Origin of the sequence: Haloplanus litoreus, assembly GCF_045690335.1 — an archaeon.
In the GTDB taxonomy this organism is placed as follows: domain Archaea; phylum Halobacteriota; class Halobacteria; order Halobacteriales; family Haloferacaceae; genus Haloplanus; species Haloplanus litoreus.
Genome location: NZ_CP147874.1, coordinates 1,518,894 through 1,545,807, shown reverse-complemented (window position 1 = coordinate 1,545,807; position 26,914 = coordinate 1,518,894). Strand labels below are relative to the sequence as shown.

Annotated in this window: 24 protein-coding genes; 11 read left to right on the top strand and 13 right to left on the bottom strand. The window is 63.5% G+C overall.

Annotated elements, in window-relative coordinates:
• The first annotated feature begins 84 nt into the window (after positions 1–84).
• Together V8686_RS08295 and V8686_RS08290 are read left to right on the top strand one after the other, a co-directional pair.
• Positions 85–1,068, top strand: coding sequence for a hypothetical protein (locus V8686_RS08295; RefSeq protein ID WP_379703515.1), 984 nt, complete (start codon positions 85–87; stop codon positions 1,066–1,068).
• Positions 1,069–1,492: 424 nt separating this feature from the next.
• The gene (locus V8686_RS08290) at positions 1,493–3,130 is read left to right on the top strand and encodes a hypothetical protein (protein WP_379703514.1); all 1,638 of its coding nucleotides are present in this window, start codon (positions 1,493–1,495) and stop codon (positions 3,128–3,130) included.
• A gap of 85 nt (positions 3,131–3,215) precedes the next feature.
• On the opposite strand, the gene V8686_RS08285 is transcribed toward V8686_RS08290, so the two are convergent.
• The 3 genes from V8686_RS08285 to V8686_RS08275 all read right to left on the bottom strand — a co-directional run bounded on the left by V8686_RS08285 (position 3,216) and on the right by V8686_RS08275 (position 7,213).
• Complete coding sequence (locus V8686_RS08285; protein WP_379703513.1) at positions 3,216–4,184, bottom strand: sulfatase-like hydrolase/transferase; 969 nt, start codon at positions 4,182–4,184, stop codon at positions 3,216–3,218.
• Between the two features lie 57 nt (positions 4,185–4,241).
• Positions 4,242–5,783, bottom strand: a complete 1,542-nt coding sequence (locus V8686_RS08280; RefSeq protein WP_379703512.1) for a flippase — start codon at positions 5,781–5,783, stop codon at positions 4,242–4,244.
• A 305-nt stretch (positions 5,784–6,088) separates the two neighbouring features.
• Positions 6,089–7,213, bottom strand: a complete 1,125-nt coding sequence (locus V8686_RS08275) for a DegT/DnrJ/EryC1/StrS family aminotransferase (RefSeq protein WP_379703510.1) — start codon at positions 7,211–7,213, stop codon at positions 6,089–6,091.
• Between the two features lie 68 nt (positions 7,214–7,281).
• On the opposite strand from V8686_RS08275, the gene V8686_RS08270 reads away from it, so the two are divergent.
• Together V8686_RS08270 and V8686_RS08265 are read left to right on the top strand one after the other, a co-directional pair.
• Positions 7,282–8,268 (top strand): NAD-dependent epimerase/dehydratase family protein, encoded by a 987-nt coding sequence (locus V8686_RS08270; RefSeq protein WP_379703509.1) that lies wholly within the window; start codon positions 7,282–7,284, stop codon positions 8,266–8,268.
• Positions 8,269–8,317: 49 nt separating this feature from the next.
• Positions 8,318–9,262, top strand: a complete 945-nt coding sequence (locus V8686_RS08265; RefSeq protein ID WP_379703508.1) for a methionyl-tRNA formyltransferase — start codon at positions 8,318–8,320, stop codon at positions 9,260–9,262.
• 294 nt (positions 9,263–9,556) lie between these two features.
• On the opposite strand, the gene V8686_RS08260 is transcribed toward V8686_RS08265, so the two are convergent.
• Genes V8686_RS08260 through V8686_RS08235 form a run of 6 tightly spaced genes read right to left on the bottom strand, consistent with a single transcriptional unit; the run spans position 9,557 to position 15,162 of the window.
• Entirely contained in the window at positions 9,557–10,183 is a 627-nt protein-coding gene (locus V8686_RS08260) for a NeuD/PglB/VioB family sugar acetyltransferase (protein ID WP_379703507.1), read from the bottom strand.
• Between the two features lie 13 nt (positions 10,184–10,196).
• On the bottom strand, positions 10,197–11,354 hold the full coding sequence (neuC, locus tag V8686_RS08255; RefSeq protein ID WP_379703506.1) for a UDP-N-acetylglucosamine 2-epimerase: 1,158 nt from the start codon (positions 11,352–11,354) through the stop codon (positions 10,197–10,199).
• Entirely contained in the window at positions 11,351–12,022 is a 672-nt protein-coding gene (locus V8686_RS08250; protein WP_379703505.1) for a PIG-L deacetylase family protein, read from the bottom strand. Before V8686_RS08250 ends, neuC begins: the two co-directional genes overlap by 4 nt.
• A 50-nt stretch (positions 12,023–12,072) precedes the next feature.
• Complete coding sequence (neuB, locus tag V8686_RS08245) at positions 12,073–13,110, bottom strand: N-acetylneuraminate synthase (protein WP_379703504.1); 1,038 nt, start codon at positions 13,108–13,110, stop codon at positions 12,073–12,075.
• Between the two features lie 46 nt (positions 13,111–13,156).
• A complete protein-coding gene (locus tag V8686_RS08240; protein WP_379703502.1) occupies positions 13,157–13,867 on the bottom strand; it encodes an acylneuraminate cytidylyltransferase family protein in 711 nt (236 codons plus the stop codon).
• Between the two features lie 5 nt (positions 13,868–13,872).
• On the bottom strand, positions 13,873–15,162 hold the full coding sequence (locus V8686_RS08235; protein WP_379703501.1) for a nucleotide sugar dehydrogenase: 1,290 nt from the start codon (positions 15,160–15,162) through the stop codon (positions 13,873–13,875).
• Positions 15,163–15,694: 532 nt separating this feature from the next.
• On the opposite strand from V8686_RS08235, the gene aglJ reads away from it, so the two are divergent.
• From aglJ to V8686_RS08200, 7 genes are all read left to right on the top strand, one after another.
• On the top strand, positions 15,695–16,591 hold the full coding sequence (gene aglJ / locus V8686_RS08230; protein ID WP_379703500.1) for an S-layer glycoprotein N-glycosyltransferase AglJ: 897 nt from the start codon (positions 15,695–15,697) through the stop codon (positions 16,589–16,591).
• A gap of 153 nt (positions 16,592–16,744) precedes the next feature.
• On the top strand, positions 16,745–17,101 hold the full coding sequence (locus tag V8686_RS08225) for a hypothetical protein (RefSeq protein ID WP_379703498.1): 357 nt from the start codon (positions 16,745–16,747) through the stop codon (positions 17,099–17,101).
• Positions 17,102–17,231: 130 nt separating this feature from the next.
• The gene (locus tag V8686_RS08220) at positions 17,232–17,837 is read left to right on the top strand and encodes an AsnC family transcriptional regulator (RefSeq protein WP_379703497.1); all 606 of its coding nucleotides are present in this window, start codon (positions 17,232–17,234) and stop codon (positions 17,835–17,837) included.
• 46 nt (positions 17,838–17,883) lie between these two features.
• Positions 17,884–19,119: an MFS transporter gene (locus V8686_RS08215; RefSeq protein WP_379703496.1), complete on the top strand. Its 1,236-nt coding sequence runs from the start codon at positions 17,884–17,886 to the stop codon at positions 19,117–19,119.
• Between the two features lie 61 nt (positions 19,120–19,180).
• On the top strand, positions 19,181–20,497 hold the full coding sequence (gene purD / locus V8686_RS08210; protein WP_379703494.1) for a phosphoribosylamine--glycine ligase: 1,317 nt from the start codon (positions 19,181–19,183) through the stop codon (positions 20,495–20,497).
• A 159-nt stretch (positions 20,498–20,656) separates the two neighbouring features.
• Positions 20,657–21,466, top strand: a complete 810-nt coding sequence (dacZ, locus tag V8686_RS08205; RefSeq protein WP_379703493.1) for a diadenylate cyclase — start codon at positions 20,657–20,659, stop codon at positions 21,464–21,466.
• A 1-nt stretch (position 21,467) separates the two neighbouring features.
• The gene (locus V8686_RS08200; protein ID WP_379703492.1) at positions 21,468–22,250 is read left to right on the top strand and encodes a mechanosensitive ion channel domain-containing protein; all 783 of its coding nucleotides are present in this window, start codon (positions 21,468–21,470) and stop codon (positions 22,248–22,250) included.
• Here V8686_RS08200 and V8686_RS08195 read toward each other — a convergent pair.
• The 4 genes from V8686_RS08195 to V8686_RS08180 form a co-directional block, all read right to left on the bottom strand.
• Complete coding sequence (locus tag V8686_RS08195) at positions 22,247–22,720, bottom strand: acyltransferase (RefSeq protein ID WP_379706502.1); 474 nt, start codon at positions 22,718–22,720, stop codon at positions 22,247–22,249. The two genes, V8686_RS08200 and V8686_RS08195, sit on opposite strands and share 4 nt — an antisense overlap.
• A gap of 191 nt (positions 22,721–22,911) precedes the next feature.
• Entirely contained in the window at positions 22,912–23,085 is a 174-nt protein-coding gene (locus V8686_RS08190; RefSeq protein ID WP_379703491.1) for a hypothetical protein, read from the bottom strand.
• Positions 23,086–24,789 carry a tRNA uridine(34) 5-carboxymethylaminomethyl modification radical SAM/GNAT enzyme Elp3 gene (locus V8686_RS08185; RefSeq protein WP_379703489.1) on the bottom strand — a complete coding sequence of 568 codons (1,704 nt, stop codon included), beginning with the start codon at positions 24,787–24,789 and terminating at the stop codon, positions 23,086–23,088.
• 48 nt (positions 24,790–24,837) lie between these two features.
• On the bottom strand, positions 24,838–26,892 hold the full coding sequence (locus V8686_RS08180) for a DHH family phosphoesterase (protein WP_379703487.1): 2,055 nt from the start codon (positions 26,890–26,892) through the stop codon (positions 24,838–24,840).
• Positions 26,893–26,914 lie beyond the last annotated feature (22 nt).

Sequence of the window (26,914 nt, the reverse complement as noted above, 5' to 3'; positions counted from 1 at the left end):
CTACGCCTCACCTTTCAATCCTTATCTGAACACGAAGGGTTAATCCGTCGTTAAGTTTATAAATCACTCTAGTTGAATTGCAGTATGGCGACCCGAAAAACACAAATCACTCCCTCTACGGTCTATCGATACGTCAAAAACGAAGACCGACACGACGTTATCCGGGCGGGAGCGCACACGATTCGGCGCCAGTTGAAGAAAATCCCCGGCACGGCCGATCCGAGTCGTCAGCTCAGCGGCAGGCTGTTTGGCGCACGAACGGGGATCAGTAACACGGTGCAGGGCGAACTCTGCCGCCGAATCGCGGCGGCACAGTCGACCGTCCGACACCCGGATGTCGACGACGAGCTAGTCGCGGAGTTGAAACGGCAGAAGTACTTGTACCTCGAGAGTCACTTCGGCGAGAGGACCCTCGCGCCGATTCGAGAGCAGTTCAACGACCTGATCGAGGACGACACCGCGTCCGTCGTACGGGGACGACACGACGACCTCGTCACCTCACGCGTCATCCAGCATCCCACGTCCCGGATCGCCGAACTCGAAGACCTACTCGACAGCACTATCCTCGGAATCACCGAGCGGTTCTTCGGGGCACACTTCAAACCCGCCGAAATCAGGTGCATGCGGAACTACCACGTCCCGGACGATATCGTCCAGGAATCGGAGTCCTTCGCGAACTACTGGCACTGCGATCAGCATCCGGTCGACGCGATCAAGATCTTCATCACGCTCCACGACACCGACGAGCGCCACGGTCCGCTCCACGTCCTCCGGGGGGACGAATCCAAGCGCATCTCGAAACAGCGGTTCCTGCGGCACAAACACGGGGTCCCCGGCAAGTACGTCGAGGAGAACGCCGACGTCGACACGTTCACCGGTCCCGCCGGGAGTGTCGGATTCGCCAAGACGAACGAACTACTGCACCGAGCGGGCGTTCCCGACGAGGGAGAGCACCGCGACATGATCTTCATCTACGGGTACGCGACGGATCAACCGCTCTCCGAGTCGTGGTTCGACGACATCGACCCGACCTTCACGAAGGATCAGACGCCGGCATTTGGCGGCTGACTCCGTCCACTGACCCTCGTGGTCGGATTCCACGTGTGTTGCTCGCCGCGACGTATCGGCGACGATGCCGCACGTCCCCTTTATCGGCGCTGAGGTTCCGAATTCGAGATCCGGGGCACGGAGCGAACGCTGGAGGCGGGGAATTGCCGTCTCATTCACTGCTCGGTCCACGCCAGTCCGACTGTGGAGAACCGACGCGTCTCGATCGAGGAGGATCCCCGGAAGAAATTCACGAGCGGGTGACGAACCACGGCTACGCCCTCGAAACGACCTCCACTCGGAGGACAACTACTATTTGATCGCCGAGCGGCCTACCTGATCTCACGAGCGGCACGTACTGCGATTACTCGTTCGTGTCGGGCTCCGTTTTCCGGTGTATCGAAAAGGCTATCCGTCGGTCAGCGAAAGCGGAGGTCGTTCCGCAATGTCCGGCGATAGGTTCCGCAGGACGCTGTTTCGCACCGCCCACCGGCTCGGCGTGGGTGACGAACTCGTCGGTGCGTACGCGGCAGTGACGGGATGGGACGACTTCGACGTCGACGACGAGATTCGGTCGACACAGCTCGATCCCGAGTCCCGGAACGGGCGGGTGCTCATCCCCCTGATCGAGGGGCACTCGCCGGTGAACTCCTATCGCCACTGCATCCTGGCTCACGCCTTTCGAACACGTGGCTACGAGCCGATCGTTCTCCGGTGTCACGCTGGGCTTGATCTCTGTCTGCGGAAGGAGCCGAGATGGAGCGACGACTCGGTCTGTGACATCTGTCGCCACTACGGCGAGGCGATGCTCGACGCGTTCGGACTGACACCGTACCCGCTGGACGCCGTGATCGAGGGTCGCTCGGTCCCGTCCGTCGACGACTTCGACGATCCGACCAGTGTCCGGTACGAAGGTGTCGATGTCTCGCAGTTCGCCGTTACGACTCTGCGGAAGTTCCATCGCCAGTTCCACGTCGACCCCACCGGCAGCGACGAGCCGTTTTACCGACGTTTCCTGCAAAGTGGTCTCGACCTGGCGGCCGCGACGGCCACTGTCATCGAGGAGTTCGACATCGAGGTGACACTCGGCAACGACGACAAATACGTCTACGGAGGGATTCCACTCGCGGTGGCGGCCACACGGGACGTGCCCGCCTACAGTCACTGCCTCGGCTACCGGGACCAGACGATGCTGATCTCGAACGTCGAGCATCGCTCGTCGTTTCCCCAGTACGAGCGCCCCGACGTCGTCGAGGCGGAACTCGACGTACCGCTCACGGATCGTGAGGCCGAGAAAATCAATTCCCTGATGGCCGGTCGCGCTTCGGGTGAGTCGACGAGACACGTCTACTCGAGTACCACGAAGCAGGGCGTGGCATCCGACGACGGGCGGACGATGGCTGGGATGTTCACCAACCTCATCTGGGACGCCTCGCTCGAAACCGACGACGCCCTCTTCGGCGACGTGTTCGACTGGATCGAGACGACGGTACGGGGGGCCGGCGGCCGTGACGACCTGTCGCTTCTCGTGAAGTGCCACCCCGCAGAGGCCAAACGCGGTACCAACGAGAGCGTCGCGGAGTGGATCAAACGGCGGATCGACCCCCTGCCGGACAACGTCGAGATCCTGCCACCGGATACGGATGTCGACACGTACCAGCTGATCCGCGACCTCGACGTGGGCTTCGTCTACAACTCGACGGTCGGCCTCGAGATGGCGTTCGAGGGGAAACCGGTCGTAGTCGGCGGCAACACGCACTACCGGGGCTTCGACTTCACCATCGACCCGGGGACCGTCGAGGACTACCGCCGGACGATCGAACGGGCGGATGACCTCCACATGACCGACGAGATGCACGCTCGGGCACGACGATACGCGTACTTCCTGTTCGAGCAGAAGCACCTCGAGTTTCCCTTCTACCGGACGAATCAGGAGACGCTGGAAGACGAGCTATTGCCGGCCGAGCACGCGGACATCGCGGACGGGGCCGACCCGTTCGACTTCCTGGTCGACCGGTGTCTCGCAGGTGAGCCGGTGTTCTACTCCCGGCAAGCGGATCGGCGGCAGCCACCGCGCACCTGAGCCTCGGCCTTGTGTCGAATTGGGGCTCGTGTGCCTCGAATCCGCGATCGGCACGCCCGTCTCAGCCGGGATTCCACCGGTGTGCTCAGAGATAGCCCAAGTTCTCGAGGTGATCCTCGAGGTAGTCGTCGGCCTCGACTTCGGCCGGCGGTTCGACCATCGGCTCGTACGATCCAGTGTCGGTTGCCGACGTTTCGACCCACGGCACCCGCTTGACGGCGGGGTGTGGGAACCCGATCGGGTGGCCATAGGCGCCGAGTTCACCGAAGAGTTCACCGTGATCCGCGGTGATGACGACCGTTTCGGCGTCCAGATTTCGGAGCAACACCTCGACGTCGTCGAGCACGACCCGGAGCGTCTCCAGATAGCGTTCGAACGCCTCGTTGCGGGTCACTTCGCCGTTCTGCAGGCGGTAACGGGTCCGTTCGACGTTCTCTAGGTTCGCGTCGAAGTACGGTTCGTGAGGCTGGAGGTAGTGGACGACCAGTCGATCCGGATCGACCGTCCGCCCGACGTCGATCGCGCGGTCCGTCATCGTTCGTGGTGGAACCGTGTCGATCGTGTCGTCGATGCCGTACTGTTGGACCTCGTCGAGAAAGGCGAAATTCTCCGGATCAACGGTGTCGTAATCCGTCGGGCCGAAGGGGATACTGTCGCCCATCGGCGGGTGCTCGTTCTCGTAGAACACCTGCCGAAGATAGGGATTGGCGGAGACATACGCCGTCCCGTCGATCGTCTCGGCGTGTCGCCGAGTGAACGTCTTCGACATCCACTCGAAGGAGGTCGATCCGACGGAGACGATGGAGTCGACAGTGTCGATGAAGTCGTACTCGTCGGCGACCATCCGAAGCGCGTCCACTCGGCAGGCGTCGAGGATCAGCAACGCGTCCCAGTCCCGCGTGAACACGTTCGTTCCGAGCGGAACACGGGACGAGAGAGATAGCCACGCACCGACGTACGCCCAGTAGGCGCTGCCGACGGTGCCACGAATCGCCCCTTTCTCACGGAGGCGCTCGGCGCTCTCCGCACACCAGCCGCTGAAATCTACCGGCATCGGGTCTCGGTTCGTTTCAGGGCCATTCGAGTACTTCGTTCTTCCGCATCGGCACGGTCACATGATCCGCTTGACGGCGTCTTTCAGCGGACCGAGGTCGACCTCGAACTTGTTTTCGACGTCCAAAACTAGCTGAACCTCCTCTTCCTGGATACCACCGAACCGGAGGATCACCACACCGTAGAGTCCGATAAACACGACGAACATACCCACGACGACCGGAATGGTAACCGGGAAGAACGTCTTGGTCACCCACTGGAGCGTCAGGACCAGTCCGAGCGAGACGACGCCCGGCCGAACCATCGCCGTCGTGAACGGGTGGACGCCGACGACACGGTAGAGCACGACCGTATAAAGCAGGTTCATCAGCCCGTACGAGAGTGCCGTCGCGACCGCCGCACCCGCGATGCCGTACCGCGGAATCAGAAGGAGGTTCAACACGAGATTCAGGAGGGCTGCCAGCGCATTGATCGCCATGATGATCCGCGTCTTGCCGATCGACGTGAGGGCGTTGTTGTTCGGCCCGACGATGACGGTGGTGAAAAAGCCAACTGCGAGGATCGACAGGGTTCGGGCACCACCGACGTACTGCTCGCCGAAGGTGATCCTGAGCGTCATCTCGGGGAACAACGCGATGACTAGGAAGAGCGGAAGCGTCCCCATGAAGATCCACTTCGTGACGACTTGGTACACGCGCTTGAGCTCCCGATTGCGTCCCTCCGACTCCAGGCCAGAGAGGATCGGCATGAACAGGAAGTTCGCGGACTCGATTCCGACGAACAGCAGCATCGCCACCGGGTAGGCGACCTTGTAGATGCCAACCTCGGCGGTCGGGAGGTACGCCGCGAGGAGGAAGGTGTCCAGATAGCCCAGGATCTTGTTCATCACGATGGTCACGACGAGCGGTGCCGAGAACGTCAGTAGGTCGCGGTGGATCGGCGTGTACGCCTCGCTGCCGAACAGGCTGCTGTGGCGCCAGAGGTAGTAGAGTCCCAGTGCCGCCGCGACGACGTACGCGGTCCCGTAGGCCACGGAGATGCCGAGGACGCCCCAGCCGACGTAGAGGACGGCGAACGCGAGGCTCACGCGCACGAACGGGATCGAGAGCTGTTCGACGACCACCTTCGGGGCGGCGAGTTTCTGTCCCTGGAGCGCGCCAACACAGAGTTCGACGATGGCGGCGAAGGGGAGGGCGAGCCCGAAGACGATCAGGATGGGTGCGATCGATGGGTCGCCGAAGGCCCGGGTTGCGAGGAGGTCGGCACCGAGCACGACGGCGAGTCCGGTTGCAGCCGTGACCGGCACCGCGAGCTGGAACGCGGAGACGAGGACCCCCCGCCTGTCGGCGGGTGACTCGTACCGAGGCAGAAAGCGTCCAACGCCCGTATCGAGACCGAGGATCGAGAGGGTCGAGAGCATCGAAAGCAGGGTCGACCCGATGGCGACGGCGCCGAAGTCGGTCGGACCGATCAGGCGGGCGATGACGGCGAGACCGAGAAAGGAGATGCCCAGTTCGGCGATCCGCCCGACGAAGACGACGCTCCCGCCTTTCAGGAGGTCACGGAACACTTGGGCGACGTCGTTCGAGTCGTCGGTCACTACAGCTCTCCCCGCATACGCGCCGTCTGTTGGAGGGCCATACAATCAAGACCTCGTTTCTGAAGGGGCGTGTCGTAACTACTGATGTGTGCTGTCAGACGGGGACCGCATCGAACAGCCGATGTCGGACCCTGTACCCGTATCGTGGCTGACTTTTGTGGCGCGTTGCCGGGGTCGAAGCGGACATAAACTCGTCGCATGTGGAATTCAAACACCCTACCACACCTCGTTGCATCTCGTCCGATGATCAAGAAAATGAGAACACTGTGGAGACATATGCGAAACTGATCACGAGCAGTTACAAACTACCGGAGTTGCTCGCAGCCCGAGCGAACACCGGCAACGATACGTTCTATCTCTTGTGGCGAAAGTTCGGGATGCATCGGCAGCGAGAGGACGCGCTGAGAGAGTTCTTCTGTAACCGGAAGAGCACGATCACCACGGCTGTAGTACTCCGACTGGTGGACGGGTGGGTTCCAGTACACTTTCGACGAGATATCGCGCTCTGCGAGGTGCTCGATAAGGGCATCTCGATCGATATCGCGGTCAAGCGTCACTGTATAGAACTGATAGACGTGGCGTCCATTATCCATCGTGTGTGGTGAGACACCGTCAGTTGCTTCAAAGGCCTCGTTCATTGCTAGGGCAGCGTCCCGGCGACCCTCGATCAGCGAGTCGATCCGTTCCATCTGAGAGCAGCCCAGTGCGGCGATCATATCCGGCATCCGAAAGTTCCCACCGACGGTGACGTGACGACCACTGTCAGACGACTCGAAATAGTCCTCGGTGGCGCGACCGTGGGAACGATAGAGTGACGCACTGCGAGCGATATCGTCGTCGTCGGTCACGACCATCCCACCTTCACCGGCTGGTACGATCTTGTTCTGACAGAAGCTCAGTGCCCCGACATCACCGACCGTTCCAGCCATCGATCCATCGCGTTCAGCGCCTTGTGCCTCCGCCGCGTCCTCGATCACCGTAACGTCGTGATCGGCCGCGATCTCACAGATCGCTTCGATCTGACAGACGCTCCCGTAGACGTGAACCGGCAGTATTGCTGCCGTATTCGGTGTAATCCTGTCTTCGACAGCTGTCGGATCGAGACCGTAGGTGTCACGATCGATATCGGCGAACACCGGCTTCCCTCCGACCAGCTTCACGGAGTTGACTGTCGCCTGCTGGGTGAACGACGGGACGATGACTTCGTCGCCGTCACCGATGTCCGCACCAACCAGCGCTGCCATGAGCGCGCTCGTTCCGGAGTTGACTGCGATTGCATGTTCGACACCGAGGTACGACGCAACCATCTCCTCGAACTCTTGGATGAACGGACCGTTAGCCCACCAGCCACCGCGGCCGATCGACTCGATCACGTTCTGGATGTCTTGGACCGCCCACGGAATCTCGAACAGTGGAATTGAGTCGGTCATGACTGATGGTTTGACGGTGACCATTTATTTATACCGCCGTCGCGCCGTGCCTCCGAATCTTATTAATAATGTCGGACGGATTTACAAGGCACTTCGTCATGAGTGAAAAAATACTGGTAACTGGTGCTGCTGGATTCATCGGCCAGCACCTTATCGATCGACTAACCCAGGATGGACACGATATCACTGCACTCGATATCAAACCGAACGCGCCCGCGTCTTTCGCGGACGACCCGAACGTAACGTACATCTCTGGAAGTATCCTCCACGAAGAGTTCGTCGACACGATGGTGTTTCCCTCCCCGAGAAGTTACGACCGGATCTTCCATCTCGCGGCTATCGTCGGGGTACACCGGTACGAGAATCCCGACGATCTGTTGTACGTCATCGATGTCAATATCAACGGGACGAAAAACCTACTCGAGCGCGTCCGTGGATCGGATACCCGATTTGTCTACACCAGTACGAGTGAAATATTCGGTCGAAATCCGGACGTCCCATGGGCCGAAGACGACGACCGGGTTATCGGACCGCCGTCGGAGAGCCGCTGGAGTTACAGTGCCACGAAGGCGGTCTGTGAACATATGATCGAGAACATCGGCCGTACTGCCCCCGGTGTCTCCGGTACGATCGTCCGCCCGTTCAACTTATACGGCCCGGGACAGCGCCCGAACTTCGTTATCCCGAAGTTCCTCGATCTAGTCAGTCGCGGCGAGGTCCCTACTGTATACGGTGACGGGACACAGAGGCGGTGTTTCACCTACATCGACGATTTCGTCCAGGGCATCGTGCGGGCGTCCGAACGCGACCACGACGGGACCGAGACGTACAATCTCGGGAGTACCGACGAGATCGAGATCCGCGAGTTGGCCAACCTCGTGCTGGACGTAGCCGGGATGGACGAGCGCGAACCGGAGTTCGTCGATCCGGGGGACGATCACGAGGAGCCCGATCGCCGGATTCCAGATGTGAGTCGGGCCCGCGAGCATCTCGATTGGGAGGCTACGACACCGTTGCGAGATGGTCTTGAGATGACGTTCAAACAGATCGAGTAGAGCTACTGCGGCAGCCAAGCTATAAGGTTAGTTGCGAGAACGCTTGACCATGCGAACCGTCTTTATTTCACAGAACGAATTAGGGTTTGCTTGTTTAGAAGAACTCCTCGATCTGGGTGCGGACGTTCGCCACGTATTCACGAAACCTACGACTCCCAATATTTCCGATCAGGTCGCTTTCGGACCGCTCTGTCGATCTCACGGCGTTCCGATCACTGAGACGGAGTCAGCGAACGATGATACAACGGTCGCAACAATACGTGAGTGCGATCCCGATCTGCTGTTCGTGATCGGGTGGTCAGAGCTGGTGTCCGAAACGGTGTTGAATACTCCGTCAGTTACCGCTCTTGGAATGCATCCAGCCCCTCTCCCCAGGGGACGAGGGCGAGCACCGCTCGCGTGGTCGCTGATCAAGGGGTTAGACGAGACGGCACTCTCATTTTTCCATCTTGTTGAGGAAGCTGACGCCGGCGACCTCGTCGGTCAAAAACCACTCCCGATTGGTATCGGCGATGATGCCGGATCGATGTATCAGAAGATGATCAACGCGGGCCGGGCGCTGATACAGGAGTACTACCCAAAGTTCGAACAGGGGGTTATACCACGGACACCCCAGGAAGACGAGAATGCGACGTGGTGGCCGCGGCGGAAACCGGAGCACGGACTTATCGACTGGCGGCGGTCACCACGAGATCTGTACAACTGGATACGGGGACAAACGCGCCCGTACCCCGGTGCATTTTCGTATATCGGCGGACAAAAAGTGACGATATGGGCTGCGAATCCACCGGACGGGGACACTGCTTTCGTTCGACCTGGTGAGATTTCGTATAACACCGGAGATGCGATCGGTGTTGGTGTCTGGGAAAGTACGATCGAGATCACTGAACTGCAGGTCGAGACTGACGAGCCAGTAACGGGGGGAGAGTTTCTGGAGGCTTACGACTTCCAGACAGGTGACCAGTTTCGGACTAGTGTGGGGCAGAGGGACTAGACCGGCTCGGATTACAGGGTAGCGAGGCGAAAGCCCACGACGTTAGTCGTGGGATGAAGCCGACAGCCGGCGAAACGTTGAATATCGAGATGTTCGTAGGTTGTGCTGCCGAGTCCGGGGTAAGGATATGCACCCTTCGCGGGGGTAGATGAAGCCCGCTATCCCGGTCGGGGGCCGTACTGGTACGGCCCAAAACCCCACCGCCGACGAGTGGGGAACCTTCCGCCGTGGACCGTCCGGTCTGTGACCGGGACCCCCACGGCTTTAGCCGTGGGAGGATGTCAGAGGGTCACCTCACTCGTCGATCGGACTGGCAGGAACCCCTACCACTGTCGTTTCCGGCGGGACAGACGAGGTAACTACCGCACCTGCTCCGACGACAGCGCCAGTACCGATAGTTACGTCGTCGCGCACGGTCGCACCTGCTCCGACGAACGCATCGCGACCGACCGTCACTCCCCCGGCGATCGTCGTGTTTGGACCGACAGTTACGCCCTCCTCTAACGTAACGTCGTGGGAGACACTCGCTGCGCTGTCGATAACAACTGCCTCAGAAATAGTAGCACCCGGACCGACGTACGCTTGCGCGTTGAGTATCACCCCATCCCCGATGGTCGCGGTCGTCGCAACCGACGAATCCGCATCAACCGCTGAAAAGAGGTCAAAACCCATCTCTCGCACAGCGTCCGTGAGTTCCAACCGAACCGTCTGGCGGTCAGCGAAAGCGACGATCACGCCAGCTTCCGCTTTGTCGAGGCGATCAAGCTCCGAAACTCCTCCGATGACATCACGTCCGTCAATGGACGTGCCCTTGAGTTCTGGGTCGTCATCGGCGAAGACGACATCCTCGTCGGTTCTCCGGCGCTGGAGGATATCGAGTACAACTCGACCGAGTTCACCGGCACAGTAGATAACCTTCATCCTGAAATCACCCTCAGTAAGTAATATTCTTCCGCAGCAGACGGTCGTCGATAGTTACATCCGCTAGGAACTCCGCAATCTGTTCGCCTGCCCCCCCGTAGTCGTAGGGGTTCTCACACGACTTCGCCTCTTGTTTGCGCTCCTCGTCGTACAGCTCCGCCTCGACCGCCCGGCGGATCTCTTCGCGGTCATGATCGACGGATTTGGTACTCGGCGCACGTTGGCGGCGTTGCTCCCGAAGACCGATGTCGACAGCCGGTAGATCGAACGATGGGGCCTCGATTATTCCGCTGCTGGAGTTGCCAACCATGACGTCAGCGGCGTCCATGAGTCCAAGATACCGACTCCGAGAGAGGTTCTTGAACACGAGGATCTCGTCCCGCGAAGGGTGGTTTTCGATCGTCTCGATCATTTCCTTCCCGCCAGCGTCGGAATTTGGATAGATGAGGACCGTCTGTGCATCGAGTGGTTCAATCGCATCCAAGGTGATCTGCATCTGCCTACCTGCCTGATCCGGCTGTGTTGTCACCGGATGCTGAACGCAGAGCACGATCTTCTGATCGGGATCGATCCCGAGTACCTCACGTACCTCGTCCGGCGGTTCATACTCGTTCGCTATGATCGCGTCCACGCCTGGCGCGCCAGCGACATGGATGCGCCACTCTTCTTCTCCGAGTCGAGAAATACGCTCCGCGCTGGCGTCCGAAGCCGGGAAGTGGATGTGTGCAAACTTCGTCAGCGCGTACCTGATGCTGTCGTCGATGATTGCGCCGACCATCACGTCGCCACCGTGGATGTGGGCGACAGGGATGTTCATGTGGGCAGCCGCGATACCCGCCGCAAGCGGTTCGTCACGGTCGCCGAGAATTAGAACGATATCTGGCGCAAGATCACGGAAGGCCTCGGCGAGCCCCATCATTCCGATCCCCGTCGACTTCGCCATCGAGAACCCCGAATCGGCATCGATCAACATGTCGATCTTCCGGTCTATGTCGAAGCCGTCCGCCTCGATTTCTTCGTACGTATTCCCGTATCGTGGCGAGAGGTGCATACCCGTCGCAACGACCTGCAACTGCAGGTCTTCGGTCGCCTTAATATGCTCCATCGGCGATTGGAGGAGTCCGTACTCGGCTCGAGTGCCCGTCACGACGCAGATGCTACGATCGCTCATATCTCCTCTTCCCGGGCAATCACGAGGGAGAACGCTTCGCCAGCCTCGAATCCAGCCTCGACACCACGGCTCGTAGCCCGTGCCCGGATGGCCTGTTCCGAGCGGGGATGTGGAAACTCGCGGACCTCCATGTCGTATTCATGAAATGCATCGACCTTCGTATCGACGTACTCGGAAATATCGACATATCGATCGGGCGAAAACTGTCGTCTGTCACCGCCAACCCACTCGGTCGAAGACGGAGTCTCGTAGGCGTAGATACGGCCGACTCCCGACCCCGGACGAGCAGCGACGAGCGTCGACTCGTAGACCGCAACGTGGTCGTTGTTGACCTCGTGTGGCGAGTGGGTGTAGATTATGTCGGGTTCAACAGCCTCGACGGTCTCCTCGATCACCGCGTTGACCTCGACGTGGGCCGTCACGTCGAGTTTCATGTCGGTTAGGTCGCCGAACCGGACGTCTTCGAGGCCGAGCCTGTTGGCGCACGCTCTGGCGGCCACCTGCTTCTGTTCGACAAACGAGTCGTCGTCGTACTGCGTGGTTGTTCCTTCGGTGACTATCAGCGCGTGAACGTCGTCTCCGGCGTCGGCGTGTTTGGCGAGTGTCCCACCGGGGCCGAGCACTTCGTCGTCGGGGTGGGCCCCGATAGCCAATACGGTTTCTGTCACGGTGGATTCCTTCGCAACCCACGTATTTCGCTCTGGTGGTATGTCGGCTGTCAATCCAAAAGGACCTCCTCTGTTATCGGATCGCCAAGCGCGAGCGACTCGGCGAGACGGCGCCCAAGAACGTCGTCGTATCGGTTCGGCTGAAGGCCGTCAACTGGACGAGTGATCTGGACGTGGTCGGCGGTGAGCGTCGTCCCACTCTCGATATCGGTCGTCGCGTGCAGGGACTTCCTCGCGATGGCAGCCGTGTCCATCTCGTCGCCGACGGGCCGTTTCTCCGGGGACCCTTTCGCGCGTTCGGCGTTGCGAACGATGTCGACTGCCCGATCCAGTTCGTCGGGCTCCAGCGAGGCTTCGTGATCAGGGCCCGGAAGCGAGCGATCGAGCGTGAGATGCTTCTCCACTACAGTCGCACCCATCGCGACAGCCAAGCCCATCGTCTCGATTTGTGTAGTGTGATCGGAGAAACCAATCGGAACGTCGAATCGGTCGTCCATCGTCTGCATCGCACGTAGGTTCGCTAGCTCGATGTCGGTCGGGTACAGCGAGACGCAGTGGAGCAGTGCTAGTGGTACGTGCGGATTGGCGTCCCGGATCGCTTCGACGGCCGTCTCGACTTCGTCCATCGTACTCATACCCGTTGAGACTATCATTGACCGTCCCGTTTCGGCGATCTCCCGCAGAAACGGGATGTTCGTCAATTCGCCCGATCCAATCTTGATCGCCGGGACATCGAGATCGTCGAGCAACGTTAGACTCCTGCTGTCGAACGGCGTTGAGAGAAATGTAATGTCGCGTTTCGAACAGTACGACTGGAGTTCGCGGTGCTGTTCAGGAGTCAGTTCGTACGGTTCGAGCATCTCCCGTTGACTCTCGCCCGTCGAGCCCTCCTGATACTCCGCTTTCGGCGCGGAGGCCGTGACAAGCTCTTCGACGACGAATGACTGGAACTTTACTGCGTCTGCACCGGCGTCGACAGCAGCATCGATCAACGATCTTGCCATGGCCATCTCGCCGTTGTGGTTGATTCCTACCTCCGCGATGACGAACGGTCCGTCGGCTCCGACAGTGTGCCCGTTAATTTGCATGTGCCGGTGTAGGATCGATGGTACCAAAGGAATTGCCCAGCGGCAGTTAGTTCTTGTTTCTGTATTCGTACAGTGCCCGAGCGAGTTCCAGATCGTACGGCTCGTCGATATCCAACGACCGTTCGGCGGGCATCTCGTAGGAGATAGTCGGCTGTTTGTAGAACTCCGGGTCTGCCAAGAACGAGTCGACACGTGCAGCGAAGACTGCTCCGTTAGGATGGTACAAGGTAGCCGTCTCTTGGCTTCGACCTGGTCCGTCATCCCACATATCGTACGCCGAAAAGTGCGACCGAAGACGTCCCTCGTCGTCGATCTCGAATGCCCACTGCGGAGGGACGCGGTACTCCGTGACTGCGACGATCGACTTGGCTTCCGGTGACCGCCGTAGTTTCTCGACTGCCTCGTCGATATCCGCGCTCGTCCGGAACGGCGTCGTTACTTGAAGAAGAACGACGATAGTTGGTTCGTGGCCCCGTTCGTGGACCCACTCCAACGCGTGAGCAACCGCGTCGGCACTTGAAGCAGTGTCCGTTGCGAGACGATCGGGACGGAGGAACGGAGCGTCACCACCATGCTCACGTGCGACCGTCGCGATCTCCTCGTCGTCGGTCGAGATCAGACACCGATCGAGAACCGACGACGATGCCGCCTGTTCGATGGTATGGGCGAGGAGCGGTTTCCCACCCAACTCACGAACGTTCTTGTTTGGCACCCGTTTCGAGCCACTTCGAACCGGAACGACGCCAAGGACATCCATATTCGTCACACTCGGCGGTATTCGATTTCAGTCGATTCGATTGTTGCCCGATCTAACACTCCATCTACGTCCACGATCAACGGTGGGGCCGTCATCTCTTCGCACCTCTGTGCGTAGTCTATCTCCCTGTATAGTTGATGCGGGGTCGCGAGTAAGACAGCGTCAACACCGTGGAAAGAGGGCTGTGACTGAATTTCGATACCGAATTCGTCACTGGCCGCAGCTTCGTCGGCATAGGGGTCCGCTCCGAGTACTGTCACGCCGTACTCTTGCAGCCGCTTTATCGTATCCCCAACCACAGACGTGCGAATATCTGCGACACCAGGCTTGTACGAGAGTCCAAGTACGAGAACCGTACTGTCGCGTAGCACTTTCCCACAGTCATTCAGTCCACGCAGAGTCAAATCGGCGATGTAGGTCGGCATGTACTCGTTGATGTCCCGACTCTGCTCGATCAGTTTAGGCGTATAACCGTTCCGTTCAGTTTCATAAATTATGAAAAACGGATCGACGGGGATACAATGGCCGCCAACCAATCCCGGCTGATAATTGTGGAAGTTCCATTTCGTGCGGGCTGCATCAAGTACGTCATGCGTATCCAACCCGATATTCTGGCAGGCGATCGCCAGCTCGTTCATCAACGCTATGTTGACGTCTCGCTGAATATTTTCGATCGCCTTCGCGGCCTCAGCAACTTCGATTTCCGGTGCCTCGTGAATCCCAGCATCCACGATCGTCCCGTACAGTTCTGCTAACTCCGCCCGAACGGTGTCGGTTTGGCCGCTAACGATTTTGACGACATCACGAATCCCATGCTCGTCATCGCCTGGAACCATCCGTTCTGGGGAATAGCCCACGTAGAAGTCCTCTCCAGCATTCAACCCGGACTCCGCTTCAATCGTCGGTGCCAAGATCTCTCGGGTCGCTCCCGGATACACCGTCGATTCGAGAACGATAATGGCGCCTGGTTTCAGGTTTTGCCCGATTGTCTCGGCTGCACTTTCTACGTACCTGAGATTCGGATTTTTCAGATCGTCAACAGGCGTTGGAACAGCTATAAGCACGTAGTCTGCGTGTTTGATGCTGTTCGAATCTGTAGTATATTTGACCGAACTATCGGTGATTGCTCGGTTCCCCAGCTCGTTTGTCGGATCGATATTTGACTCGAGCTGAGAAATCACCTCCGGATCAATATCGTAGCCAATCACGTCGAACCCTTCACGATCAAACTCTACTGCGAGCGGTAGCCCGACATAGCCCATCCCGACGACACAGATCGTACGTTCCTTATCCATCACTATCGCCCCTTATTGAGCGGTTCACTCTCGAAAAAAGACACAGGGATCGCGTGGGAGGGACTGTCTACATTTCGCTCCGAGGAGTGTTGGATCCAGTCGTCGCCACACCGGTCCGGAACGTATTCACGATCGGATTCGGTACTATCGAACGGCCGGAGAACTGCTGAATCTCGTTCGAGAATATGGGGGGCACGTCCCTGACTAATGGGGAATCCATCATCAGTCAAGAACGCTTTTCGACCAGATAGCATTGGAACAGCATTTTGATGGATGTCTCATCAACCTTCCGAATTATCGGATTTTGCTTCGATTTCATTTGCACACCCAACCCCCGATATCAGCAGTAGTCCACTCAAACTGCTGGGCGACCGGCGCGCCGATGGTGATCGAAAACGTTGCGGTCACGTCTCTCGGCAAACTCGGAGACTGGGACGAGGCGATGCGACGACTCATCGACTGGGACAGTGCGAAGAACTCCGCGACGGGTACGATGGGAACGACTTTTGACTCATCCCGGAGAGAAACGGATATGTCCGACCCCTGTATCCTCGTCCCCACCCTCGACGAGGCCGAGACCATCGGCGACGTGGTCGCGGACTTCCGTGCCGCCGGCTACGACGACGTCCTCGTCGTCGACGGCGGCTCCACCGACGGCACCCGCGAGACTGCCCGCGACGCCGGCGCCCGCGTCGTCACCCAGTCCGGGTCGGGGAAGGGCCAGGCGGTCCGCGAGGCCGTCGCCGAACACGTCGACAGCGAGTACGTCCTCATGCTCGACGGCGACGGCACGTACGACGCCGACGACGCCGAAGCGATGCTCGACCCCCTCCGAACCGGCGAGGCCGAACACGTCATCGGGAACCGCTTTGCCGACATGCGTTCGGGCGCGATGACGACGCTCAACCGGATCGGCAACCGCCTCATCAACGCCGCCTTCGGGGCCATCCACGGCGAGTCCTTCGGCGACATCCTCTCGGGCTACCGGGCCTTCACCCGCGAGTCCTTCGAGCGGATGCACCTCACGGCCGAGGGCTTCGGCATCGAGACGGAGATGGCCGTCGAGTGTGCCAAACGCGGCATCCCGACGACGGTGGTCCCCATCACCTACCTCCCGCGACCGGCCGGGTCGAACACCAATCTCCACCCCGTCCGCGACGGCGGGATCATCATCCTCGAACTGTACCGCCGGGCGAAGACCAACAACCCGCTCTTCTACTTCGGGAGCATCGGCACGGTGTCGACGGTGACGGGGTTCCTGATCGCCGCGTACGTCGGCATCGAATGGGTCACCCGACAGATCTCTCACGAGGTCCTCGCCGTCGTCGCCGCCTTCGCCATCCTCGTCGGCGTGCAGTTGCTGATGTTCGGGGTGCTCGCGGATCTGATCCTCTCGCTCCACCGCGAGCGACTTCGGGAAGGGGAGTGACAGGGCGTCGTCGGCCTTCGAGGCCGTCTCGGACGAATCGCCCGACGAAACCCCGATTAAGCGGAGTTAAACTGGGTTAACCACTCCGATCCGGATTTCACGTCCACACGTTTGATTACGTTGACAGGAGTAGCGGGAGGCGGGTTCGAACGGATGGAGATACACACTATCGCGGCGGCAAGTCTACTGATTCTCGCCGCCGTGGCGCTGTTCGTGGCGGCCCGGGCGGGAGCGGTCGCCCACGGACTGCTCCCGGCGGCGCCCGGCACCACCGAGTCTGACGGCGAGGGCGGTAAGGACGGCGGCGACGGCGACGGCGACGGTAGCGGTGGCAGTGGCGTTCGTCGGTCGGCGGCGGACGACGAGGACGCCGTGGGGGACCCGCGGTGGCGAATCACGGAGGACGACCGCGAACGGATGCGAAAACACCTGGACAAGACGCGCGGCCGGCGGAGCCCGGACGACCTCCTGCCGTCGGAGGAAGAGGACGCGGAGTCGGACGGCTCCTGAGGCTGTCGGCTGGACGTCGATGAAGACACTGGCCACCACGGGTGGCGACTATCGTGACACAGTTACAGCCGACAGTGTGCCCCCGGTCGAGGACCGAAAGTACAACCCCGTGCCGCGCGTTCGTTCGGACATGCGCGACCTGGACGAGACCGATCTCGAAATTCTGCAGCTGTTGATGGGCGACGCCCGGAAGCCGTGGGCGGAGATCGCGGAGGCGGTCGACCTCTCGCCGCCCGCCGTAGCGGACCGAGTGGAGCGTCTCCAGGAGACGGGGGTCGTGCGCCGGTTCACGGTCGACATCGACCGCTCGAAACTCCGCGAGGGGGTGCCGGTGCTGATCCGGATCGAGACGGCGACCGGAGTCGTCGACGAGATGCGGGCGACGTTACGGGAGGCCGAGGCCGTCGAACACCTGTTTACGACCGCCGAACGCGACGTGCTCTGTTACGCCCGTATCCCCGACGGGAACGTCCCCCAGTGGCTCGACGCGACCCTCGCGGACGGCGTCGTCGACGACTACGCGGTGACGCTGCTGACCGACGGGGAGTGGACGCCGACGGTCGGCGGCACGGGCTTTGCGCTCTCCTGTGCCGAATGCGGGAACACGGTGACGAGCGAGGGGACGACCGCCCGGATCGGCGGCGACCTCCACCAGTTCTGCTGTTCGTCCTGCGAGAGCCAGTTCGAATCCCGCTACGAGCGCTTCGAGGCGGGAGCGACGGAGGAGAGCGAGTAGCCACCTCCCGAACCGTTGATTAGCGTGCCCGCCGTCGCCCCGAGCGATGGGAGACGACGACGGCGGCAGCGGCGGCGTCCCGTGGCGGTCGGGACGGCTGTATCTCCTCCTGGCGACGGCGGCGGTGGCTCCCCTCGACGTGAACATCGTCGGGCCGGCGCTCCCGGCCGTCGCCGAGGCGTTCGACGTGTCGAGCGCCCGGAGTGGCCTCGTCATCACCGCCTTCGCGGCGCCGGGGGCGTTCCTCGCGCCCGTCGTCGGGATGTACGCCGACCGCTTCGGGCGCCGGCGGGTCGTCGTCCCCTGTCTCCTGATCTTCGGCGTCGCCGGCGTGGCCGTGACGGTGGTCACCGAGTTCTGGACCGTCCTCGCCCTCCGGGCCGTTCAGGGGAGCGTCGGCGGGAGCATCCTCGCCTCGCTGGCGATGGCGCTCGTGGGCGACTACTACGACGGCACGCAACGCAACGCCGTGATGGGCGTCGTCAGCGCCAGCGTCTCCGTCAGCGCCGCGGTCGGTCCCGTCCTCGGGGGGATGCTGGCCGCCCGCGCCTGGGACGCCCCCTTCTACCTCTACGGCGTGAGCGTCGTCGTCGCCGCCCTCGTCTACGGCTTCCTCGACCCGCCGCCGGCGTCGGCGAACGGAAAAGAGCGAGCGACGGGGACCGGCGTCGGCTACCTGCGTGCCGCGGTGGCGTCCCTCCCGACGAGGGAGGCGCTGACGGTGTACGGCGCGACACTCCTCAGCTTCGTGCTCTTCTTCGGCGGCGTCCTCACCGCCGTTCCGTTCCTGCTGGCGGGGACGTACGGGCTCGCGTCCGGACGGGTCGGGGCGCTGGTCACGGGCGCGATGTCGCTCGCGGCGGTCGTGGCGGTGTTCAACGGCCGTTTCGCGCGATACCTGTCGAATCTCGGCATGGTCACGGCGGGCTTCGTCGCCTACGCCGTCGGCCTCGTGGGCGTGTGGGCGTCCTCGTCGGCGCTCGGGATCCTCCTCGCGCTCTGCGTGTTCGGCGTCGGTCACGGCCTCGTCCTCCCGTCCGTGGCGTCGGCGCTGTCGGCGCTCGCCGGTCCCGAGTTCCGCGGGGGCGTCATGAGCCTGCGCACGAGCGTCGTCCTCGGGGCACAGGCCATCGGCCCGCCGCTGTTTACCCTGCCGGCCGCACGGGTGGGCTACGAACTCCCACTCGGCGTCGCCGGCGTCGCCGCCGGCGTCGTCGCCGTCGCCCTGTTCGTCGCCGTCGGCGGCCGGGCCGGCGTCGTCGGATCGCCGGCGGGGGAGTGATCGAGCGTCGCGAGTCGCGAAGGGCAACGCTTAGGCGGCTTCAGGGGGGTGAACCGACTAGATGTCCGAGACAGTGCTCCTCGTCGGCGGCGGCGGGCGCGAACACGCCATCGCCCGCGCCGTCGCACCGGACTGTGACCTCTACGCCTGTGCGAGCAACCGCAACCCCGGCATCGCCGCCCTGGCCGAGGAACTTCGCACTATCGACGAAACCGACGCCGACGCCATCGTCGACTTCGCGACGGACGCCGACGCCACGCTCGCGGTCATCGGCCCGGAGTCCGCGCTCGCGGCGGGCGTCGCCGACACCCTCGACGAGGCCGGCGTCTACGCCTTCGGTCCGGGGGCCGAGGCCGCACGCATCGAGACGGACAAGGCCTACCAGCGGCGATTCATGCGTGAGGAGGGGATTCCGGGCTGTCCGGACTTCGAGACGTTCGACGACACCGAGGCCGCCTGCGACTACATCGACGCGTACGACGGCGACCTGGCCGTCAAGCCGGCCGGCCTCACCGGCGGCAAGGGCGTCCGCGTCACCGGCGACCAAGTGACGAAAGCGGAGGCCAAAGCGCACCTGCGCGATGCCGACTACGACCGCGTGGTGCTCGAGGAGCGACTGGTCGGCGAGGAGTTCACCGTCCAGGCGTTCGTCGCGGACGGGGATCTACGGGTCACGCCCGCCGTGCAGGACCACAAACGCGCCTACGAGGGTGACGAGGGGCCGAACACCGGCGGGATGGGGAGTTACAGCGACGCCGGGCCGGCGCTGCCGTTCATGGACGCCGCCGACTACGACGCGGCGGTCGAGATCCTAGACGCGACCGTCGACGCCCTCCCCGACTACAAGGGCGTCCTCTACGGCCAGTTCATGCTCACCGCCGAGGGCGTGCGGGTCGTGGAGTTCAACGCCCGCTTCGGCGACCCCGAGGCGATGAACACCCTGCCGGTCATGGAGACGCCGTTCGTCGACGTACTCACCGCCGCCCGGGACGGTGACACCCTCCCGGAACTGTCGTTTGCCCCCCGCGCGACGGTCTGTAAGTACGCCGTCCCGGCGGGCTATCCGACCGATCCCGAATCCGGGGTCCGGATCGATGTCGACGAAGAGAGCGTCGCGGCGGCGGCGGCCGAACACGGCTCCGACGCGGGCGAGGCGCTCCTGTTCTACGCGAGCGTCGACGCGCGGGACGAGGACCTCTACACCACCACCTCGCGGGCGTTCGCGGTGGTCGGTGTCGACGGGACCATCTCCGACGCGGAGGCCATCGCGGACGCGGCGCTCGCGGCCGCAGGCGACGGGGTGCGCGTCCGGGAGGACATCGGGAAACCGTCGCTCGTCCAGCGACGGGTCGACCACGTCGACCGGCTCCGGGAGTGAGACTGACTGTCGTCAGTCAGGTCCGGTGGTCGTCGTCCCCGTGGTCGGCCGGCCGCGGATAACCAGCTGCGACGAGTCGTACGAGACGATCCAAGAAGCGCATGACGGGCGTGTGACGGTCCACAAACCTTTATTTCGCCCCGTCTCGTCGTTCCGTCAATGGCGACGTTACGGGACTCTCTCGGCGACCTCGTGGCAGATATCGACGGCCTGTTTCTGTTCTCCCCGTCGACATCCTACTACGAACGGTTCGACGACGTGGACGTGAGTCGGGTGGTAGTCGCGGCCGAGAACAGCGTCGAGGCCGACGCGTTCGTGGAACTGCCGCTGACGTTCGAGAACGCGCGGGATCGGATCAAGTTCGGTCTCGAGGGCGCGATGGAACAGGGTCACGTCACGGAGGGGGACACCGTCGCCTGCGCCGTCGCGATGTTCGGCGAGGACGCCGACTGTCTGGTCCGGGTGCGCGTCGACGAGACGATGCGCTCCGGTATCTACGACCTCTTCACCGACTCCCGGGCCGAACCGGGGGTCATCCGCGACGTCTTCGAGGTGGCCATCGACCTCGGCAAGAAGGGCCAGAAGGGCAAACCCGTCGGCGCGCTGTTCGTCGTCGGCGACGCCGGCAAGGTGATGAACAAGTCCCGGCCGCTCAGCTACAACCCCTTCGAGAAGTCCCACGTTCACGTCGGCGACCCAATCGTGAACGTGATGCTCAAGGAGTTCTCGCGCCTCGACGGCGCCTTCATCGTCTCCGACGCGGGCAAAATCGTCTCGGCGTACCGCTACCTGGAACCGTCAGCCGAGGGCGTCGACATCCCGAAGGGTCTCGGCGCACGCCACATGGCCGGCGGGGCGATCACGCGGGATACCAACGCCATCGCCATCGTGCTCTCCGAATCCGACGGGATGGTCCGGGCGTTCAAAGGCGGCGACCTGATTCTGGAGATCGATCCGGAGGAGTACTGAGATGCAAGTCGGTCCGGTTCGGGAGGCCCTCGCGGCCGTCCCCGTCCGACTCTGGCTGGCCGCGGCGACGCTCGCTCTCGGTGTCGCCCTCGGGTGGTTGACCCGAGTGATCACCCGCCGGCTGCTCAGACGGGCGGGCGTCCCCGGCGCCATCGAGGGCACCACCTTCGAACGCACGGCCCGCGAGTTCGGCTCCTCCACCGTGGCCATCCTCGCGGCCATCGCGGGCTACTTCGTCTTCGGCATCGCGGTGTTCGCCGCCGTCGCCGTCGCCGAAATCGAGTACGTCGCCCAGTTCTGGAACGCCGTCGCCGGCTTCCTCCCCCAGCTTTTCTTCGCCGTCATCGTCCTCATCGTCGGTGTCGTCCTCGGGGACAAGGTCGAACTCCTCGTCTCCGAGCGCTTCCGGGGCGTGAAGCTCCCCCAGATCAACGTCCTCCCACTCGTCGCCAAGTACAGCGTCTTCTACCTGGCCGTACTGATCGCCCTCGGACAGGTCGGCGTCGCCACCGCGGCCCTGATCGTCCTGCTCGCCGCCTACGTCTTCGCACTCGTCTTCCTCGGCGGCCTCGCCTTCCGACAGTTGCTCTCGGCCGGCGCCGTCGGCGCCTACCTCCTCCTCCACCAGCCATACACCATCGGCGACGAGATTCGCGTCGGCGAGATTCACGGCATCGTACAGGAGGTGGACCTGTTCGTCACGCACGTCGAGGCGGACGGCGAGGAGTACGTCCTCCCGAACGACAAGGTGTTCTCGGACGGGTTCGCGCTGAGCCGCGCCTAGTCGCCGACCCCGCCCTCGACCGGTCTGGCGGGCACGCCCGCGACGGTCGTCCCCGGCGGCACGTCGTCGGTCACCAGCGAGTTGGCCGCCACCTTCGCGTCGGCCCCGACGTCGACGCCGGGGAGGACGACGGCCCCCGCCCCGATCATGGCCCGTTCGCCGATCACCACCTCGCCGGTGCGGTACTCCGACTGCAGGAACTCGTGACAGAGCAGCGTCGCGTCGTAGCCGACGATGGCGTCGGCCCGAATCGTGACGAGTTCGGGCCAGAACACGTCGGGCGTCGCCTCCAGTCCGACCGCGACACCCGACTCGACCGTCGCGCCGAGGCGCCGGAGAACCCAGTTTTTCAGCCGGAGGCTCGGCGAGACGCGGATCAGCCAGACCGCGAGGTAGTTCACCACGACCCGGAGCGGATGCTTCGCGTCCGTCCAGTGCCACAGCGAGTTCCGCGGCCCGGCCGTCGGCATCCGGTCGAGGCCGTCGTGTCGCCGGGCGGCGTCCGAATCGGTCACGGCCACCCTTCGGCGGCCGTCACCTTGAATCCACCCGCACCCCGAACCGCCGGACGCTGCCCGCTCGTACCGGCGGGTGGAAGCCGGGCCGGTGAGTCGCCGACACACGACGGCGCCCCGCCGGTACGCGGGTACACCGACACGTCTCAGTCGTCGCGGACAGCCTGGACGAGGAGGTAGGCCGACGGCAGGGTACCGAGGAGGGTGCCGACGCCGACGATCACCCGAGCGTAGAGGTCGGGCGGACTGAGCACGACGGCGACGGCCGACGGGACGCCGGCCAGGAGGGTGGCCCACAGGAGTCGATCCGACGAGACCATCTATCGGACGGGCGGGCGGCGACCGAGATCCTTCGAGACGTACGGCCCGTCCTGGTAGTAGCCCAGTTTGTCCCGGTAGTACCGGCGGACGCCGATCCCACTGATGACACTCACCGTGTCGTAGCCGGCCTCGGCGGCCAGTTCCTCGGCGCGGGCGAGCAGGCGGCGACCGTAGCCGCGGTGTTGCCAGTCGCCCTCGCCGTCACCCTCGCCCTCGTCGCGGATGCCCGCCTCGCTCCCGTAGACGTGGAGTTCGCGCACGAGGGCGGCGTCGTCGAGTTCGCGCCGAACGGGGTCGTTCGGGAAACGCAGCCGACAGAAGCCGATCAGGAGGTCCGCCTCGGGGTCCTCGAAACTGAGGAAGTGTTCGGTGCCGCCGCCGGCCTCGTAGGTGAGTTCGTCGAGTTCGATCCGCTCGGGGTCCGGGTCGGCGTCGTTGTGGCCCACCTCGCGGGCACGGATGTCGCGGGGGGTGATCCCCATCTCGGCGGCCCGCTGGGTGGCCAGTTGGCGCAGGTTCGACTTCCAGACGCCCGCGTCGATGTGGTCGGCTGGAATGTCCCGCTGCACCCGCTGGAGTCGGGTGTACTTCGGGATCAGGTCCATCACCTCGGCGACGAGGTCCGCGGCCTCGTCGTTGCCCAGCGGGTCGAACTCGTCGCGGCGCCACATGTCGTAGGTCCGGGTGCCACGGACGACGAGCGTCGGATAGATCTTCAGGTAGTCGGGGCGCCAGCGGGGGTCCGCGAACAGCTGGCGGAAGTCCTCCAGACACATCTCCTCGGTCATCCCCGGCTGTCCCGGCATCATGTGGAAGCCGACCTTGAACGCGGCGTCGCGGAGTCGGCGGTTGGCGTCGATGGAGGCCTGTACGCCGTGACCGCGGTGCATCTCGCGGTTGATCCGCTCGTAGGTGGTCTGGACGCCCACCTCCACCTTCGTCCCGCCCAACTCGAGCATTCGGTCGATCTGTTCGGGGCCGCACCAGTCGGGTTTGGTCTCGAACGTCGTGCCGACGTTGCGGACGTCCGCCGTCTCGTTCTCGGCGATTACGTCCTCCAGATAGCTGAACTCGACGGATTCGGGGTCGGGGGCGAAGCTCCGCCCCTCGGCCGGGTTCGGTGTCGCGTCGGTGTCGTAGTCGTTCAGCGCCTCCAGCGCCCGCTTCACGAACCACTCCTGGTAGTCGTGGCTCCGGGCGGTCATCGTCCCGCCCATCAGGATGAGTTCCACCTTGTCGACCGGATGCCCGATGTGTCTGAGCTGTTCGAGGCGGAGCGTGACCTGCCCGTAGGGGTCGTAATCGTTCTGCTCGCCCCGGGCCGCGGCGGGTTCGTGACCCGTGTAACTCTGGGCGCTGTCGAACTCCGAGGCGGGACCGCCGGGACAGTAGAGACACTTCCCGTGCGGGCACATGTGCGGCGCGGTCATGATGGCGACGGGCGAGACACCCGAGGCCGTCCGGACGGGTTTGCGGCGAACGACCGCCTGCACCTCGTCGCGTCGCTCCTCGGGGGCGTACTGCAGGATGTGAGCGTTCTTCGGCACCTTCGACGCGCCGTGTTCGGAGCAGGCGTCGAGTTTCGCCGACTCCAAGTCGTCGCGGTCCAGGTCACCGTCGAGAATCTGCCGGACGAGGTCCTCGCAGACGCGGTCGAAGGCCTCGTCGGTCGTGGCGGCTACGCCCTCCCCGGAAACGGTCATCGTCCTCGTGTCGTCGGGTCGTGTGGTTAAGGGTGTCGCTCGGCCGGGTTAGAGCCGGTCGACCGCCGCGTCGACGACGGCGTCGACGGCGGCGTCGCGGCGACCCGAGAGGAACTCGATGCGGCCGTCACGAACGCTGGCGGCGGTGATACCGGCGTCGGCGGCCCGCTCCGCGGCGTCACTGGCGACGCCGCGCACGTCGACGTCGACGTCGCTCCGCAGGTAGAGTTCGTCCGTGCCGACGCCGACGGTCAGGTGCGTGCCTTCCTCGCTCCGGCGGCGGTGGAGTTCGTCGAGCAGCAGGCCCGTCGGCGGGAAGTCGAAGCGGTGGGTGTAGGCGTCGGTGTCGAGGACGTCCACCGTGGTGGTGCCCTCCTCGCGTCGGTCGAGGTTGGCCGTGGCGGTGTCGACTTCGGCGTCGAGTTTCTGGCGGAACTGTTCGCTGATGTGGCCGGCGAGGCCGCCGGCGTCGTCGAACAGCAGGTCCGTGATCAGTTCGCGCTTGTCCTCGTAGGACTGGTAGTACGCCTCCAGCGCGATGGCCTCGCGGAGTTCTCGCGTGCGGTCGGCGTCGTATCCCGCCTCGGCGGCGAGGGAAACGACGCTCTCGGGTGCATCGTCCCAGTAGGAGATTGCGGGCAGGTGCGAGAGGTCGTCGGTCACGTCGGGAGTGACCGTCGCGGCGAGGGTGGCCGCGAGCGTGCCCGTCGAGAGGTCGGTGGCGGACGCGCCGGCCAGACCGGGGTTGACGATGGCCTCGCAGTCGTCGGCGACGGCGGCGTCGGCCACCTCCGCGTCGACGACGACGCGGCGCGCACCGTAGATGCCGAGCAGTCCCAGACCGTCGCTAGACTCGACCGTGCTGCCGGTGCCGACCAGCAGGACCAGCGGAAGCTTCTCGTCGTGTCGGTCGCGGTCCTGGAGCATCCGCGTCACGTCGTTCGTGGCGTCGTCCATGTCGTAGACGGAGCCCTCCAGCGGCCGGCGGGTGAAGTAGTGGTACTCGGCGTCGGCGGCGGCGTGTTCCTCGCGAATCCGTGGCAGGACCGCGCGCTCGATTGCCGCGCCGGCGACGTAGCCGTCGGCCGTCGCCGCGTGACGGACCACCACGGGGCGGGATTCGAGGAGTGCGCGTCGGATCGTCTCGGCCGCGTCGCGCAGGGGCTCCTCGACGGCGTCGAGGGCGTCGTGGTCGACCAGGGCCGGCACCGTCTCGGGACGAGCCTCGGCGGTCAGTGCGTCGGCGAGGCGCTCCTCGACCGTCGCCGCCTCGTCGTCGGTCAGGACGGTGAGGTCCTCGGTCTCCACCTGGAGTTCGTCGTAGCGTTCCTCGACTTCGCCGTCCAGACGGACGACGGTGCCGACTTCGACTTCGGGGTAGGCGCGAACGCCCGCCTCGACGAAGGCCGCACAGTCGACGACGCCCGTGCCGTCGCGTAGTTCGAACACCGTCGGACCGCTGGTCTGGCGGACGCTGACGATTTCGCCTTCGAGGCGAACCGTCGCGCCGACGCGATCCGAGAGCGACGCGACGTCGACGCGTTCAGCGGGGGTCGTCTCGACGGCGTCGCGCCCGTTCGTCTCGGGGCCGGTCGACGAGTCATCGGCCTCGTCGACCGACTCGGGTGCTTCGCCGGCCGCGTCGTCGGTCGGCTCCTCGGCCGCGTCACCGTCGTCCGATGCCTCGTCGTCGCGGGGCGTGGGCGTCGTCCTGACCGGGCCGGAGGGTTCGTCGGCCGCTTCGTCGGCCGAGTCGTCGATGGGTTCGCCGTCGGCGTCGCCCTCGGGGTCGTGAACCTGTGCCCCGCGGAACTCGCTGCCGGACTGGCGTTTCGACCACGCGAGGTCGACGTTGCCGTTGTCACGGACGTTCTTCACCTGGACGAACACGGTGTCGCCCGGTTCCCAGTCGAGGCTCTCGAGGCGACGGTCGAGCTCGCTCCGGTGGAGCAGGCCGGTCACGCCGGGGGAGAGGTCGACGAACACGCCGAAGTCGGCGAAGCCGTCGACCGTCCCCTTGTAGTATCGTCCCGAGACCAGTTGGTCCGGAGTGGAACCGCGGAAATCAAACCAAACGTCCTCTTCGTGGGTGATCCAATCCATTGAGGGAGTCGAACAGCCGCAA